Source organism: Janthinobacterium sp. 1_2014MBL_MicDiv (assembly GCF_001865675.1).
GTDB lineage: Bacteria > Pseudomonadota > Gammaproteobacteria > Burkholderiales > Burkholderiaceae_D > Janthinobacterium.
Genome location: NZ_CP011319.1, coordinates 2,554,164 through 2,569,131, shown reverse-complemented (window position 1 = coordinate 2,569,131; position 14,968 = coordinate 2,554,164). Strand labels below are relative to the sequence as shown.

Annotated in this window: 13 protein-coding genes and 1 riboswitch; of the genes, 1 reads left to right on the top strand and 12 read right to left on the bottom strand. The window is 67.3% G+C overall.

Translation table 11 applies throughout. The annotated features are described in order from the left end of the window. Positions 1–8: 8 nt before the first annotated feature. Genes YQ44_RS11130 through YQ44_RS11095 form a run of 8 tightly spaced genes read right to left on the bottom strand, consistent with a single transcriptional unit; the run spans position 9 to position 7,818 of the window. Positions 9–1,064, bottom strand: a complete 1,056-nt coding sequence (locus YQ44_RS11130; RefSeq protein WP_156894785.1) for an ABC transporter substrate-binding protein — start codon at positions 1,062–1,064, stop codon at positions 9–11. A 48-nt stretch (positions 1,065–1,112) separates the two neighbouring features. Then, on the bottom strand, positions 1,113–2,168 hold the full coding sequence (locus YQ44_RS11125) for an ABC transporter substrate-binding protein (RefSeq protein WP_071323436.1): 1,056 nt from the start codon (positions 2,166–2,168) through the stop codon (positions 1,113–1,115). Between the two features lie 37 nt (positions 2,169–2,205). Further along, on the bottom strand, positions 2,206–3,090 hold the full coding sequence (locus YQ44_RS11120) for an ABC transporter ATP-binding protein (RefSeq protein ID WP_071323435.1): 885 nt from the start codon (positions 3,088–3,090) through the stop codon (positions 2,206–2,208). Further along, positions 3,087–4,367 carry an MFS transporter gene (locus YQ44_RS11115; protein ID WP_071323434.1) on the bottom strand — a complete coding sequence of 427 codons (1,281 nt, stop codon included), beginning with the start codon at positions 4,365–4,367 and terminating at the stop codon, positions 3,087–3,089. The genes YQ44_RS11120 and YQ44_RS11115 overlap by 4 nt, the downstream gene beginning before the upstream one ends. After that, positions 4,360–5,124, bottom strand: coding sequence for an ABC transporter permease (locus YQ44_RS11110; protein ID WP_071323433.1), 765 nt, complete (start codon positions 5,122–5,124; stop codon positions 4,360–4,362). The genes YQ44_RS11115 and YQ44_RS11110 overlap by 8 nt, the downstream gene beginning before the upstream one ends. Further along, on the bottom strand, positions 5,121–5,981 hold the full coding sequence (locus tag YQ44_RS11105; protein ID WP_083411767.1) for an ABC transporter permease: 861 nt from the start codon (positions 5,979–5,981) through the stop codon (positions 5,121–5,123). Before YQ44_RS11105 ends, YQ44_RS11110 begins: the two co-directional genes overlap by 4 nt. Then, positions 5,978–7,051, bottom strand: a complete 1,074-nt coding sequence (locus YQ44_RS11100) for a PhnD/SsuA/transferrin family substrate-binding protein (protein WP_071323432.1) — start codon at positions 7,049–7,051, stop codon at positions 5,978–5,980. Before YQ44_RS11100 ends, YQ44_RS11105 begins: the two co-directional genes overlap by 4 nt. A 20-nt stretch (positions 7,052–7,071) precedes the next feature. Continuing rightward, the gene (locus YQ44_RS11095; protein WP_083412130.1) at positions 7,072–7,818 is read right to left on the bottom strand and encodes a class II aldolase/adducin family protein; all 747 of its coding nucleotides are present in this window, start codon (positions 7,816–7,818) and stop codon (positions 7,072–7,074) included. Between the two features lie 264 nt (positions 7,819–8,082). On the opposite strand from YQ44_RS11095, the gene YQ44_RS11090 reads away from it, so the two are divergent. After that, positions 8,083–9,144 (top strand): ABC transporter substrate-binding protein, encoded by a 1,062-nt coding sequence (locus YQ44_RS11090; RefSeq protein ID WP_071323431.1) that lies wholly within the window; start codon positions 8,083–8,085, stop codon positions 9,142–9,144. Between the two features lie 43 nt (positions 9,145–9,187). Here YQ44_RS11090 and YQ44_RS11085 read toward each other — a convergent pair whose 3' ends face one another. The 4 genes from YQ44_RS11085 to YQ44_RS11070 form a co-directional block, all read right to left on the bottom strand. Further along, positions 9,188–9,691: a 6,7-dimethyl-8-ribityllumazine synthase gene (locus tag YQ44_RS11085; RefSeq protein ID WP_071323430.1), complete on the bottom strand. Its 504-nt coding sequence runs from the start codon at positions 9,689–9,691 to the stop codon at positions 9,188–9,190. 172 nt (positions 9,692–9,863) lie between these two features. Further along, a riboswitch (FMN riboswitch) is annotated at positions 9,864–10,025 on the bottom strand. A 74-nt stretch (positions 10,026–10,099) separates the two neighbouring features. Next, positions 10,100–12,472: a TonB-dependent receptor gene (locus tag YQ44_RS11080; RefSeq protein ID WP_071323429.1), complete on the bottom strand. Its 2,373-nt coding sequence runs from the start codon at positions 12,470–12,472 to the stop codon at positions 10,100–10,102. A 220-nt stretch (positions 12,473–12,692) separates the two neighbouring features. Continuing rightward, positions 12,693–13,847: an LLM class flavin-dependent oxidoreductase gene (locus YQ44_RS11075; protein ID WP_071323428.1), complete on the bottom strand. Its 1,155-nt coding sequence runs from the start codon at positions 13,845–13,847 to the stop codon at positions 12,693–12,695. Between the two features lie 35 nt (positions 13,848–13,882). Beyond that, complete coding sequence (locus tag YQ44_RS11070) at positions 13,883–14,962, bottom strand: LLM class flavin-dependent oxidoreductase (RefSeq protein WP_071323427.1); 1,080 nt, start codon at positions 14,960–14,962, stop codon at positions 13,883–13,885. Positions 14,963–14,968 lie beyond the last annotated feature (6 nt).

The following is a 14,968-nucleotide window of genomic DNA, read 5'->3' as shown; positions in this document are numbered from 1 at the left end:
TAGCCGGACTACACCTTGGCCGGCTCCCAGTAATGGGCCAGGCCCAGTTTTTTCAGGCCGGCCGCGACGAAGCGCGGCTCCAGCAATTCTTCCGCCGTCAATGGCTGGCGGATCAGCTTTTGTTCCTGCGCAAACGCCAGTACCCTGCGGTAATGGCGGTACACGGCATCGTCGTACAGCGGCGACCAGCGCTCCTTCCACTGCAAGCCAGGATCGTCGTAGCTGCGCCGCACCACGCTGTCGGGCGTGCCGTTGCGCGTTCCATCCTTGATGACCGCTTCGCGGTTGCCGTCGAGCGCCGCCCAGTGCTGGGCCCGCAGCCAGGCCGTGGCCACCAGTTCGGCGATGTCGGGGTGGGCTTGCGTAAAGTCGCGCCGCGCCCACAGTTCCGCGCGCATTTTTCTCTCTGGCAAGCCCTTGCTGGACCAGATGATGCGGCCGATGCCCTTGTCTTCCAGCGGGTAGCCATTGATCATGAACAAGGCATCGACGGCGCCCGTGGCCAGGGCGGCCGTGCCCGGCTTGAGGTCCATATTAATCAAACGGAAATCCGTGGGCGACATGCGCTGGTCGGCGATCAGCTGGCGCAGGCCCAGTTCCCACGGCCGGCCCCGGTGCACGCTGATGCGCTTGCCTTTCAGCTCGGCCAGCGACGTGGCGCGTGAGCTCGTGGGCACCAGCAGGAACTGGTCCGTGCCCCGCCCTGCCGGCACGATCACCTGCGTGCGCACGCCGCCCGCGTTGAGTATGACGGAGGGCAAGTCGCCATACGCGGCCATGTCGATGCGCCCGCTGGCGAACGCTTCGTTCATGGTGGCGCCCGTATCGCCGGTGACGGGCAGCCATTCCAGCCGCACGCCCCGCAGCTTGAGTTCGCGCGCCAGCCAGCCTTCCTGCTGTACCCGGTAAGCGATGCCGCCCAGCTCCGCCCTGCCGTTTTCCGCAAAGCCCGTCGAGGCGATGCGCAGGGCCGCCGGCGGCGCCCCCGCCGCTTTCGCCGCCGACACTGCCTGTCCCGCCAGGGGCAGCAGCGCCAGCCCGCCCATCACCGTGCGTCGCCGCATCGCATTCTCCTCTTCATCGAACATGGCCACCGTTGACGTGCGTCCCGCTCAGGCAGCCCGGCGCGTCTGCGCCAGCGCCGCTTCGAAAGGACGGGGGTCGATCCACGCGCGCACATCGACCTTGCTGGGCAGGAAATTCCAGCGGAACAGGAAATCGCTGAAATCCTGCAAGCCCGCGATCGACGTTTCCGCCAGATCCGTATCCAGGCGCAGATGCGCATCCTTGCCGTAAGCCACCTGCACCCAATGCTCGCTGGCATTCGATTCGCGGGCGAGGAAACGCCGCGTCTCGTCCGCATGGCCGCGCGCCCACGCTTCGGCCCGCAACACCTGGTTGACCAGGGTCACGGCGGAAGGAAAATGGTTGTCGAGCAGGTGCGCATCGACGCTCAGGGTGCGCGGCGTGCCGTTGTTGGCGCGGATCAAGGGTTCCGGATGGCTGCCCGTATCGATCACCGTGTGCAAGCCGAACTGCTGCGCCAGCTGCGCGGCCGAGGCGCCTTTCAGGAAGATGGCGTCCACCTCGCCCCGCAGCAGCCCCAGCAGTTCCGGGCTTTGCCCGCCGCGCCGCGCGCCGCTGAACAGATTCGTTGCCGCGCCCCGCTCGGGCGGCGCTTCGCTCTGGCCCGTGTTGACCACATAATCGACCAGTTCCACGTCGGCAACAGCCAGCCCTTCGAGGCTCAGCGCGTTTTCCAGCCCGCGCAAGGCTTGCGCGCGCGCAAAGTCGATCTGCGCTTTCGCCCACAGGGGCAGGCCGAAACGCCGCCCCTTCAAGTCGCGCACGGTTTTGATGCCGCTGTCGGGCAGGGTCAATATCAGCTGCGTCTCGTCCGACCACGACAGGCCGATGACGCGCGTCTCGCGTCCCGCCGCCCTGGCCCACAGGGCCGGGATATTGCCGCCGTGGCGCACGGAATTTTGCAGGGTATGGTCGAAATGCGATTCGCGCACGGCTTCCTGCTCGGACTCGCGCAGCGAACGCAAGCTGGTGCCGTCGGCGCGCAGGGCTTCTTCCAGCCAGCCCTGCTGCAAGGCGATGCCCAGGCCCGTCGGGACGGGGCAGCGCGTGTACCACAGGGTGTCGAGTGTGTCATTGCTCATCGGGTATCTCCGGGTGGGTGTGTCGATCAAAGGGAAACTACAGCGCCATCCTGCGCGCCCATTCATTGCCGTCCCACAAGCTGCTGGGATGGACTTCCGCCGTCGCCAGCGGCACGTGGCTATCGTCGAGATCGCTGAAATCCGCATGCAAGCCATCGCGGATGGCGACAAAGCCCGGAGATCCCCGCTGGCGCGGGTGGGCCAGCGGCACGTCCTGCACGCGGCGCACCTTGCCCGGGCGCGCATCGAGCACGACGATGCGGTCGGCCAGGTACACGGCTTCGTCGATGTCATGCGTGACCATCACCATGGTGATGCCTTCGTCCTGCCACAGGCGGCGCAGCTCCTGCTGCAGGCGCAAGCGGGTCAGCGCATCGAGCGCGCCCAGCGGCTCGTCGAGCAGCAGCACGTCGGGCCGGCCGACGAGGGCGCGGGCGATGGCGGCCCGCTGCGACATGCCGCCCGACAATTGATGCGGATACGCATCCGCATAGCCGTCGAGGCCCACGCGCGTGATTTCCGCCGCCACGCGCGCGTCGCGCTCGGCCAGCGGCACCTTGGTATTGCTGAAAGCCACGGCCACGTTCTGCTGCACCGTCAGCCAGGGAAACAGGCGGTGGTCCTGGAACACGAGGCCCCGGTGCAGATCCGTGCCACGGATCGGCACGCCATCGTGCAGCAGCAAGCCCGTGTAGTCCGTGTCGAGGCCCGCCAGCAGCCGCAGCAGGGTTGATTTTCCGCAACCGGACGCTCCCACGATGGCGACGAATTCACCGGGTGCAATCGTCAGGGAAATATCGTCGAGCACCAGCAGCGGCGCGCCTTTCAGCGAAAACGACTTGCTCACGTGCTGCACCTGCAAGCCGCCGCTCAGGTGTGACCGCTGCGGCAGCAGGGTCGATGGGGAAACGAGATCATTCATGGCGCACTCTCTGCAGTAGGGGCTAGGGAAGAAACAGCGGCGGGCGACGCGCGGCGCAGCCAGCGGCTGCCGTGGAACACGAGCCAGGCGGCCAGCCAGGGAGCCAGCCAGATCAGGAACACATTGCGCAAGCCCGCCAGGTCGGCCAGGCGGCCCGCCGCCAGCGCGCCGGCCGTGCCGCCCACCATGCCGAACAGGGTCAAATGGGCCGAGACGCGCGCCTTGTCGACGGGCGCGCGCGCGATATTGTCTGTATTGACGAGGTTATTCACGCCCAGCCCCAGTCCCAGCAGCACGGAAGCGCCCAGGTAAGCGATGCTGCCGGGCCACAGGCCGAGGATCAGCAAGGCGGCCATGATGGCCAGGTGCGCGCCGCCGTACAATTGCTCGCGGTGGCGGCTGGCCAGCACGAAGCGTCCCAGGAACAGCAGCACGAGCACGCAGCTGAGTCCCTGCACGGCCATCAGCCAGACGGAGTGGTGCGCGGGCCAGTGCAGCACGCGGATGGCCAACAGGATGGAAAACACGCCCACGCTGGACGCCGTGAAGCTGGCGAGGATTTCAAACAGATACGTGCTGCGCACGATGGGCAGGCGCAACAGCTGGCGCAGGCTGGCCGCGCCCGGCAACGGCGCCTGGCCGGCCTGCCTGCGGGGTGCCGTGTTGCCTGGCAACGTATTGTTGGGCAATACGTGCCAGCCCAGCACGGCCAGGATGGCGAACATCAGGGCCGAGATCAAGAATCCCGCCTTCAGGCCCAGCTGCGCGATCAGGTAATTGCCGCACAGGGGCCCGAGGAATTGCATGCCGAGGATCAAGGTCCCCTTGTACCAGCCCGCCTTGCCCTGCCCCAGTTCCGGCAGGCGCACGAGAAACACGGTGCTCATGGCCACGATGCGCAGCGAGATGCACAGGCCGACGAGGAACATCAGCAGGGCCACCCACTGCCAGCCCGGCAACCACGGCAGCACGCAAAAGGCCAGCGCCAGGCTCAGGCTGACGCCGGCGTACAGGTGCCTGGGGTTGCCGCGCGACAGGATGTAGCCGGCCGGTATCGTGCCCAGCGCCATGGCCAGGGTTTCCGCGCTGCTGATCATGGCCAGCTGGAAATTGCTCACGTGCAGGTGCAGTCCCAGCAGGGTGGCCAGCACCTTGTTCATGCCGATGGTCACGCCGGACAGCAGGGTCAGGCCGATAAAACGCAGCAGGAAGGCGCGCAGCTCGCCGTCGCGGGCGATGATGGCCGCGTCCGGCTGGAATGGCAGGGATTCACTCACTGCTGCGCCCCTTCACCAGCAGGCGCGCCAGGCGCGCAAACGCCACGTTCATCGTTTGCGCCAGCAGCGCGATCACGAGCACGGCCAGCAGGACGACGTCCATGCGGCCCGACACTTCGCCGTTGAGCAGCAGCGAACCCATGCCGGGGCCGGCCGCAAACAGCAGTTCGCCGCCCAGGCAGGCCAGCCAGGCGAACGCCAGCGCATGCGTGACACCGGTGACGATGGCCGGCATGGCGCCCGGCAGCAGGATGCGGCGCAGGGTCTGCCAGCGCGTCAGGGTCAGCACCTGCCCCACTTCGCGCAAGCGTCCTTCCACCTGGCGCATGCCCGCATACGTGTTGAGCACGGTCGGATAAAAGGCGGCGATGGCGATCACCAGCAGCTTGGCGCCGTCGCCATTGCCCACCCACAGGCCCAGCAAGGGAATCAGGCCCAGCAGGGGTACCTGGCGGATGCTGTGGAACAGCGGGCCGATCAGGCGCTCCGCCAGCGGCGACTGCGCCATCAGCGCGCCCGTGGCGATGCCGGCGCTGCCGCCCAGCAGCAGTCCGGCCAGGGTGCGGCCCAGGCTGGCGCGCAAATGCACCCACAGCTCGCCCGTCACGAGCAGGTCGCGCAGGCTGTGCGCCAGGTCGCCCAGCGAGACAAAGATATAGGCGGCGGCCGCGCCCTGGCCGGACGCCCATTGCCAGGCGCCCAGCAAGAACAGCGGCAACAGCGCGCCCTTGATGATACGGATCAGGCGTTGTCTCATGCCGACTCTCCCTTGGCGCCGCGCTGCCAGCGCATCAGCCGTGCTTCCAGCGCATGGCAAGCACGATCCAGCCCGAAGCCGATCACGCCCGTCAGCACCACGCCCACCATCACCACGTCGAGGCGGAACATTTGCCGGCCCATTTCCATCATCTGGCCCAGGCCGCTGTCGGCGGCCAGCAATTCCGCCCCCACCAGCACCATCCACGAACGCGACAGCGCGATGCGCATGCCCGTCAGCGCGGCCGGCACGATGGCCGGCAAGACGATCAGGCGGATGCGCTGCCAGCGCGAAAAGCAATACACTTGCGCCACCTCGAAGTAGCGCAGCGATAGGTTGCGGATGGCGTCATGCACGGCCAGCGCCACGATGAAGAAGCTGGCCTTGGCCACGATAAACACCTTGAAGCTCTCGCCTATGCCGAACAGCAGGATAAACAGGGGAATCAGGGCCACCGTCGGCAACTGGCGCAAGACATTGAAGGTGGGATCGACATAGCTGCGCAAGCCCGGCGACAGGCCCAGCACGACGCCGAAGGCCAGGCCGACGCTGGCGCCCAGGCCGAAGCCGGCCAGCAGGCGGAACAGGCTGATGCCCAGGTGCTGGCCCAGTTCGCCGCTCTCGGCCAGGTCGCGGGCCGTCAGCAGCACTTGCCAGGGAGACATCAAAATGTGCGCGGGCATCCATTCATAACTGGTGGCTATGCTCCATAGCAAGAGCAAGGCCAGCGGCGAGGCCCACACGGACCAGCGCGAGCGCACGAAGCGCCGCAGCCACGGCGTGCGCGCCGCCGCAGCCTGCGCTGGCGGCGCCGGCCTGGCGCGTGGCAAGGGGATGGCGTTGACGATGGAAGTCATGGCGTCCAGTAAGTTTGCAATTTCAACTGCGCCAGCGCCTGGTTGACGAACTGCGGCGCGAACAGGCTATCGACTTGCAGCGGGCGCGCGATCAGCCCCGCGCTCTTCGCATACGCCGCCTCGCCCAGGTAATGCTGGCGCAGGCCGGCCGTAAACAAGGGCGACCAGCGCGCCTGCCACGGCGTGTGGTCGCCCGCCAGTTCGCGCCGCACCACGCTTTCCACCTGGCCGGACGCGGCCTCGATGCGCACGTATTCGTCTTCGCCGCCGGCGCCGGCGGCCCGGTGGTGCTCGCGCACATAGGCCGTCACCACCAGCTGGGCCAGCTGCGGATAGCTTTTCAGGAAGCCGCTGTCGGCCCACAGTTCGGCGCGCATCTTCCAGTCCTGCGGCGGCGCCTTGCTGGACCAGATGATCTTGCCGACCTTCTTATCTTCCAGCAGGAAGGCGTCGCTGAGGGTAAAGAAGGCATCGGTGCCGCCCGTCGCCACGGCCGCCGCGCCGGCCTGCGGATTGAGGTTGAGGATCTTGACGTCGCGCAAGGTCATGCCATTCGCTTCCAGCAGGCGCGCAAACGGGTATTCCCACGGCCGGCCACGGTGCAGGGCAATCCGCTTGCCCTTCAAGTCCTTGATCGAGCGGGCCGTGGCGCCGTTCGGCACCACCAGATAGGTATTGCTGAAACTGCCGCCGGGCAGGATCAGGCGCGTCTGCAAGCCCGAGGCATTGGCGATAATCGACGGCAAGTCGCCATACTGGGCCAGATCGATCGAACGGTTGGCAAACGCTTCGTTGACTTGCGTCGCCACGGAATTGGTGGTGACGGGCACCCACTCCAGCTTCACGCCCAGCTTGCCCAGTTCGGCGGCCAGCCAGCCTTGCGCGGCCACCTGGGCGGCCGAACCGGCAAACACGGTCTTGCCGGATGGCGCCGTGCGCGCCACGACGGCGATGCGCACGGCGGCCGGCAGCGGCTCGGCGGCGGCCGCAATCGACGGCGCCAGCAGGCTGGCCGCCAAAGCGGCGGCGACTGCCTTGCGCCAGGTCAAACGTAAGAATTTCAATGACATTGCGGACCTGTTCTTGAAAGTTATACCAAGTCGGTGGCAGGAAGCAGGGAAAGAGCGCGCGCCGTGTCGATCAGCTTGCTCATCTTCCACTGCTGCAGCAGCACGCCGGGACCGAAGTCGCGCGAGCCGCCGATGGCTTCGGCCGCGATCTGGATCTGCGCGCCCTCTTCCAGCAGCAAAATGAATTCGGCCAGCTTCAGCAAGCCCTGCTTGCCCCACACGGTGGCGCCGCCATTCGCTTCCAGGATGGCCGTGGCGTGCGTGTTGCGCGCGATTTCGCCGAGGATGAATTCGACTTCGGGCTGGCGGCGGTCGATATAGATGGGAATTTCGCGTATCAGCTGGTAGCGCTGCACGGGCACGTAGCGGATCGGCAGGGTGCGGTGCGTCTGCGCCCACGCGCCGAGCGCCGGCGAATGCACGTGCGAGATCGAGGTGACCTCGGGCCGCTCGCGGAACAGTTTTAAATAGCGCGCGCCGCCGTTGTTGGCGTCGCCCACGATCACCGTGCCGTCCAGCGCCAGCACGGCCGCCTTCAGGGGCTGGCCGCGGCGGAACGGGCCCGGATCGTTGACCACCACCACCTTGTCGCCGCCCGGCGTGCGCTCGACGAAGCCCACCGTGCCGTTGGCCGTCAGGCTGCCCGTCTCGCGCAAGCCGTCGAAGGCCGTCTGCGCATCGCGCCGCACCTGCTCCACGAAGGCCAGTTCGGCCGCCGTCAGCTCCTGGGTTTCTGCTTGTGCTTCCGCTTGTGCCACGTCCGTCATGTCATGCTCCATTCAGTTTGGGTTAGGGATACGGGTCGCTCCTGCCCCTACTTTCGCAAGACGCGTGCCAGCGCCAGGGCCGGGGGAAATGGCGGATGGCTGCTGCTGGCGCAACAGCGGCTGCTGGCGCGGCAGCAGCGCGAGGCGCCGGCGCTGTCGGCCAGCCAGCAAGCACAGGGCCGCGCCCGATCCGGCGGACCAGGCCCCGGCAGCGGGCATGTTTCGTGCAGCGCCTGATCTTCCCTCACCTCACCAAGGAATCCCATGACTACCGCAACCTCCGCTGGCGCCGATACCGTCGATACCGTCTGGTTCACGCGCTGCCCCGTGCCCACGGCCACGGGCCTGGCCTACAAGCTGGGCTGGCTGGAAGAGGAATTCGCCCGCGACGGCATCGCCCTGAAAACCCTGCAGGAAGTGGGCGGCGAACTGGCGCGCCACCATTACGACCATGGCCTGTCCACGCTCGTGCGCGAAGGCGGCAACCTGCTGGCCCTGCCCGCGCGCGCGCAAGGGGCGCCCACGCGCCTGATCGGCCTCACATGGATAGACGAATGGCAAGCCATCCTCGTGCGCCCCGGCGCCGGCATCGCGACGCCGGCGCAGCTGCAGGGCAAGCGCCTGGCGCTGCCCGCCTTCCGCGCCGAGGATTTGCGCGAGAACCGGCGCGGCCGCAGCATCGCGCGCGGCATGAGCCTGGCCGGCTACAAGGGCGTGCTGGCGTCGGCCGGCTTGACGCTCGACGACGTGCGGCTGGTGGAAGTGGGAGGCGAGGCGCCAGCGGCGCAGAACCTGGGCGCGGGGCTATGGCAAGGCATAGGCCCGCTGCTGCGCGGCGAAGTCGACGCCGTCTACGTGAAAGGCGCAGCGGCGGCCGAGGCGGCACGCGCGGCGGGGCTGGAAGTGGGCATCGACATCGACGCCCTGCCCGACCGCCGCTTCCGCGTGAATAACGGCACGCCGCGCCCGATCACCGTGCATGAAACGATGCTGGAGCAGCACTTCGAGCTGGTCGTGCGCTTTCTGACGCAGACGCTGCGCGCCGCGCACTGGGCGCGCAACCACCAGGCCGACGTGCTGGCCATCCTGCAGGGCGAGACGCGGGCCGGCGCCGACGCCGTGGCCGAAGCCTACCGCGACGGTTTTCATTTGACGCTGGCGCCCGACCTGTCCGACGAGAAGGTGGCCCTGTTCCGCCAGCAGAAGGATTTCCAGCTGCAGCACGGTTTCCTCGACCGCGACGTCGACATCGATGCCTGGATCGACCGCCGCCCCCTGGAGGAAGCGCAGCGGCGGCTGGCAGCGCTGCTGCTGCAGGCGGCGTAAAAAAGGCCTGCGCATTCGCATGCGCTGGCCCCGGCATTGCCGCTCAGGCGGCCAGCGCCGCATGCGGCGCACTGGCCGGTTGCGCCAGCCGCTGCAGCGAATGGATGGTGGCCGCGCAAGCCGTGGCCAGTTCCGCGCCCTTGACCTTGAAGTGCTGGAAGTAGAACTCCTGGTGTTCGTGGCCCGCGTGGAAGTGGTGCGGGGTCAGCACGGCCGACAGCACGGGCACGCCCGTCGCCAGCTGCACCTGCATCATGCCGGAAATGACGGCGTCGGCGACGAAGTCATGGCGGTAGATGCCGCCGTCGACCACCAGCGCGGAAGCGGCAATCGCCGCGTACCGGCCGCTCCTGGCCAGCGCTTGCGCATGCAGGGGGATTTCAAAGGCGCCGGCGACGTCGATGACATCGATCTCGTTTTCGGCAAAGCCGAGGACCGCCATGTCAGCGATGAAGGACAGGCGGCATTGGGCGACGATGTCGCGGTGCCAGCCCGCCTGGATGAAAGCGATGCGCTTGCCGGGTGCGGCGTGTGAAGGTTGTGACATATAAGAAACTCCTGTTTTCAAGAATGATAAAAACAGGGCATGGGATCGAAGGGGATATGACAGGCGCAGAACAGCCGCGCCCTACTGGGCATGCAGACATACGCACGCGCACCGACGGCAAACGCAGGCCGTCCATGCGCCGGGCGCAGGCCGGCAGCAACACAATGATACATCCCGCTCTCTCTTTATCCGGACTATACCGTCGGCCCCGGAATCGCACCGGGTCTGCTGACCTTGCCGTCCCGGTCCGAAGACCGTGCCGGCAAGCGCTCGCGGGCTAGGCACGCATGCCATTACCGCCGGTGGGGAATCGCACCCCGCCCTGAGAACGTCGCGTGGCCGCCGCACAGGGTGCGGCAGCCACGCCCGGCGACTATAGCATATCGCCCCTGTCCCTGCCCCGCGCGCCTAGAACTGCAGCGTGTACGACGCCCCCACCGTGCGGCCCTGGCCGATGATGACGGTGTCGCCATTCACGGCGCCCGGCACGAAGCTGGTGAGCGTATGGTTGCGGTAGACCTTGTCGGCCAGGTTGTTCGCATACGCCGTGATCCGCTGCTTGCCGCCCGGCAGCACATACGACAGGCGCGCATTGGCCAGCGCGAAGCCGCCCTGGTTCAGCAAGCCACGCGCGTCGCTTTGCGGGTCGACATAGTAGTACTGCTTGGACGTGTAGCGCACGTCGCCGCTGAAGACCAGCTGCGCGCCATTGCCCAGCGGGTAGCGGTAGTCGGCTGCCAGCAGGGCCGTCACGTGGGGCGAGCGCACGAATTCATTGCCGGAACGGTCGCCGCCATTGTTCTGGATGGCGAAATCGTCGAATTCTGTGCGCAGCAGGCCCACGTTGGCGTTGATGTGCAGATTGTCCGTCGGCTGCGCCTCGACCTCGAATTCTGCGCCGTTCACGTGGGCCTTGCGCACGTTCTGCAGATAATTCACGCTTTGCGTGGGGTCGCCGTTGTACACGCCCGTGATATTCACCTGCACGTTCTTGTAGTCATAGTGGAAGACGTTGGCGTTGAAATTCAGGCGGCCATCCAGCCATTCGGACTTGATGCCCGCCTCGAACGAGTTCAGGGTCTCCGGCTTCACCGTGTTCAGGGCGCGCACGTCCGTGGCGCTCGTGTTGTAGCCGCCCGACTTGATGCCGTGCGCGTATTTCAGGTAGCCGCGCAGGGTGCGGCTGAAGCGGTACTCGGGCGTCACGTCGTAGGTCAGCGCATTCCACGTGGTCGAGGGATTCGACGTGAAGTTGTTGTTGGCCACGGAGGCGGCCGCGTAATTGCCGCCCCGGACCGTGTTCCACCAGTTGGAAGGATCGCCGAACGTCACCGTGTTCGATGCGGCCTGCACGCGGCGCAGGTCCAGGTCCTTGGTTTCCGTGGTCCAGCGCAGGCCGAACGTGGACAGCAGCTGCTCGCTGAAGTTGACGGTCGTGCTGCCGAAGATGGCCGCGCTGCGCGCCTTGTGCTGGTAGATGGTGCGGTTGTAGCCGACGGGCTGCGTGCTGCCCGCCAGCCCCGGCACCGTGCCGTTGGGCAGGCGCGCGCCGGCCGCATCGGAATCGATCTTTTCATTGAAGTAGAACAGGCCCGCCACCCAGCTCACGGCGCCGTTCTGCGGCGACGTCAATCGCAGCTCCTGCGACACCTGGCGGCTGCTCGCCTTCGAGCGGCTGCGCCCCACTTCCAGCGGCGTGTTATCGCTGTCGCCCGTCGCCTCGTTGCGGAAGTTTTCATAGCCGGTGATCGAGGTCAGGGTCAGCTCGCCCAGCGCGTATTCCAGGTTCAGCTGGGCGCCGCCCTGTTTCACGTCGCTGTCGGCCGGCGCGTTCGTGCTCACGTCGTCCGGATTCGTGCTGGGGACGTAGCCATTGCGGTAGACGCCATTGGCGCCATAGCTGGCCACCGTGGTGGTGGCGCCCTTGGTCGTGTAGTCGCGGTAATGCAGGTTCAGATTGGCCGTCAGGTCGCGCCCGATCAGGGCCTTGAGCTGGCCGCGGATGGCGCTGTCCTTGAGTTTTCCGTCGCGCTCGCCCGTAAACAGGTTGCGGAAGCGGCCCCGGTCCTGCTGCTCCGTGTGGAAGGACAGCCGCCCCGCCAGCACCTCGTCGACCAGCGCGCCGCCGATGGCCCCTTCGGCCAGCTTGGTGTCGTAGCTGCCGTAGTCCAGCTTGGCGTAGCCGCTGGACTTGAACGAGGGCTTGCGCGAAATGACGTTGATGGCACCGCCCGTCGTATTCTTGCCCCACAAGGTGCCCTGCGGCCCGCGCAGCACTTCCACCCGGTCCAGGTCGAACAGGGGAAAGCCCGTGGCGCTGGAGTTGCTGATGTAGACGTCGTCGAGATAGAAGCCGACGGGATTGGGGAAGTCGATCTGCTGCTGGCCCGCGCCGACGCCGCGTATCCACCAGCGCGGCCGGCCATGCTGCTGCGTGCCGGCCGAGGCGTTCGGCACGTAATTGAGGATTTCGCTGGCCGAGCGGCCGATGCCCGTGTCGAGCAGCTCCTTGCCGCCCAGGACCGTGATCGCGCTCGGCACCTTCTGCGCGGATTCCTCGCGCTTTTGCGCCGTCACCGTCACCGATTGCAAGGAGGCGCCCTCGCCGGCGCCGTTCGCGTCGGCCGTGGCGATGACATCGGCGGCAGGCGTTTCCGCATGGGCCATGCCATGGACGAGCATCCAGCCGCCGATGGCGAAGGCCGAGCGCAGCGCGCTGCGCACTGGCGTCAAATGGAAGGGGAATGAAGAAATGGCGGCGGGGGCAGTCGAACGGCGCATGGGTAATTATCCTTGAGTAAAGTCAAAACGCGAGATGGTGATGACTGTCATTGCAAGGCGCATGCCCGCTGCCGCAGCGCAGCAAAATGGGAGTCAAGTGCTTGATTTCAAAGGAAGACTAGCATGATGATAGTGCTGTTGATTTGGCAGCAGCGGCGCTGCCGCGTGCTGCCTGCGCGACAGCAGGCCATGGCGCTGCTGTCGCGGCAACAGGGGATACTTAGGCGGCGCGCAGCAGGGCCGACGTATGTCCGCGCACCAGCGGCAGCACTTCCTCGCCCACGCGGTAGGCCTCTTCCAGGTGCGGCGTGCTGGCCAGGATGAAGGCGTCGGCGCCCAGCTGCACCAGCTCGTCGAGACGCTCGGCCACCTGCTGGTAGCTGCCGACGATGCCCTGCGTCTGCCCGCCGCGCAGCAGGTTGAAGCCGGACCAGATGTTCGGCGCCGTGATCAAGTCCTTGTAGCTGTTCAGGGTGGTCGGGCGGTTGCCGCGCTGGCGCGCCGCGCCCACGGAATCGCCGCCATCGGCGCCGAGGAACTGGCGCAGGGTGGTGGCATCGACGGCGTCGAAGCCCTTGCGCACTTCGTCCCACGCCTCTTCTTCCGTGGCGCGGGCGACGATGTCGACGCGCACGGCGCACTTGATCTTGCGCCCCAGCAGCGCCGTCTTTTCATGCACGCGGGCGAATTTCTCGCGCAGCTGCTCGAAGGGCTCGAGCCACGTCAGGTAGTAATCCGCATGCTTCGACGCGGAACCGAGGGCCGCGTCGGACGAGCCGGAAAAATAAATCTCGGGGAAGTCCTGCTCCGCCAGCGGCGTGGCCAGGCCCGCATCTTCCACCTGGTAGAACTTGCCCTGGTAGGAAAACGGCCCGCCGCGCCACACGCCGCGCACCACGTCGAGGAATTCCGTCGTGCGCGTATAGCGGTCGTCGTGGCCGGCCGCATCGCCCCACCACAGCTGCGCCGGCCCGCCGCCGCCCGTGATGACGTTGTACAGGGCGCGCCCGCCCGTGGCCCGCTGCAGGCTGGCCGTCATGCGCGCGGCCACCACGGGGTTGAGGAAACCGGGCTGGAACGGGATCATGAAGCGGAAGGTGCGCGTCTCGCGCGCCAGCAGCGCGGAAATGGCCCACGGCTCGTCCGTCATGGGAAACGAGGGAATCAGGCCGCCCTGAAAGCCCGATATTTCGGCCGCGCGGGCGATTTCCGCCAGGTAGTCGATGTAGGTGAAACCGTCGGCGCCGCCGCCACCGAGGCCGGCCTGGCGCAGGTTGTCGTTGCCGGGAAACCAGTCGCCGCGAAACGGCGTGCGGGCGCGGTGCGAACTCGGTTCGCCATGCGTGGGAATGCGCCAGAAAAAATCGATTGCCATCAGGGATGCTCCTTCAGTAAGGTGGGTACAGGAATTCAGGCCGCTTGCCGTTGCGCGCTCAAGGCTGCCCGCACGCGTGGCAGCACATGCTCGCCGATGCGGTAGGCTTCCTCGAAATGCGGGATGGCCGCCAGCACGAAGCTGGACACGCCGGCCTGCGCATATGCCTCCAGCGCGGCGCCGACCTGCGCATAGCTGCCGACCAGGGCGCCATGGGCGCCCGTTTGCGCCTGCGCAAAGCCGGGCCAGAAAGCGGCCGCGCCATCGTCGAACGGGGCATCGTCGGCCAGCCCCGCCCCGCGGCGGTAGCGGCGCGCATCGCGCAAGGCTTCTTCAAGCGTTTCGCGGGCCAGCACGTCGATGCGCAAGCCCGCCGCCACCGTGCGGCCCAGCTGGAGCGCCTGCGTGTGCAGCCTGTCGATGGCCGGCTGCAGGGCCGCCACGGGCGCCGCGTCGAACACGTGCACGTCGGCCTGGCGCGCCGACAGGGCCAGCGCCTCGGGGCTATCGCCCGTCAGGTAGATGCCGTTGAGCGGGTGGTTCGCCAGCGGCCCCTTGAAGCCGCCATCCTGCACTTCGAAAAACCTGCCCTTGAAGCTGAAGGGAGAAGCATTCTGCACGCCGCGCGCCACCGTGATGAATTCATCGATGCGCGGCACGATATCGGCGTCCGGCGCCGCATCGCCCTGGCGCCGGCGCGCTGCCGCATCGCCGCCATGCGCGATCTGCCAGGCGAAGCGCCCGCCCGTGAAGCGCTGGAAGCTGACGGCGTTCTTTGCCGCGTACACGGCCGAACCCCAGGCCGCATCGAATTCGGCGATCAGTTTCAAATGGCGCGTGCTGCGCGCCAGGTAGCCGGCGACGATCCAGCTTTCATCGCCCTGCGTATCGTGGCGTACCTGGATGCCGTCGAAGCCGGACAGGTCCGCCGCGCGGGCGATCTGGTGCAGGTAGTCGTAATAATTGAATGGCGGACGCGCGCCGCGCGGGTCGCTCACGCCCGCCTGCAGGGGGCTGGGCGCGCCGGCGGCCCGTTCGCCGCGGCGCGTGACGCCCGGCGCCGCATGGCGGCCGTCGCCGCTGGTGGGCAATTGCCAGATGAATTCAATGGTCATGCATGG

Bases quoted from the DNA above. Each gene is read 5' to 3' on its own strand.
- YQ44_RS11080 (WP_071323429.1), bottom strand. From the start codon at position 12,472: ATGCGCCGTTCGACTGCCCCCGCCGCCATTTCTTCATTCCCCTTCCAT.
- YQ44_RS11105 (WP_083411767.1), bottom strand. From the start codon at position 5,981: ATGACTTCCATCGTCAACGCCATCCCCTTGCCACGCGCCAGGCCGGCG.
- YQ44_RS11130 (WP_156894785.1), bottom strand. From the start codon at position 1,064: ATGCGGCGACGCACGGTGATGGGCGGGCTGGCGCTGCTGCCCCTGGCG.
- YQ44_RS11085 (WP_071323430.1), bottom strand. From the start codon at position 9,691: ATGTCACAACCTTCACACGCCGCACCCGGCAAGCGCATCGCTTTCATC.
- YQ44_RS11070 (WP_071323427.1), bottom strand. From the start codon at position 14,962: ATGACCATTGAATTCATCTGGCAATTGCCCACCAGCGGCGACGGCCGC.
- YQ44_RS11125 (WP_071323436.1), bottom strand. From the start codon at position 2,168: ATGAGCAATGACACACTCGACACCCTGTGGTACACGCGCTGCCCCGTC.
- YQ44_RS11110 (WP_071323433.1), bottom strand. From the start codon at position 5,124: ATGAGACAACGCCTGATCCGTATCATCAAGGGCGCGCTGTTGCCGCTG.
- YQ44_RS11075 (WP_071323428.1), bottom strand. From the start codon at position 13,847: ATGGCAATCGATTTTTTCTGGCGCATTCCCACGCATGGCGAACCGAGT.
- YQ44_RS11090 (WP_071323431.1), top strand. From the start codon at position 8,083: ATGACTACCGCAACCTCCGCTGGCGCCGATACCGTCGATACCGTCTGG.
- YQ44_RS11095 (WP_083412130.1), bottom strand. From the start codon at position 7,818: ATGACGGACGTGGCACAAGCGGAAGCACAAGCAGAAACCCAGGAGCTG.
- YQ44_RS11120 (WP_071323435.1), bottom strand. From the start codon at position 3,090: ATGAATGATCTCGTTTCCCCATCGACCCTGCTGCCGCAGCGGTCACAC.
- YQ44_RS11100 (WP_071323432.1), bottom strand. From the start codon at position 7,051: ATGTCATTGAAATTCTTACGTTTGACCTGGCGCAAGGCAGTCGCCGCC.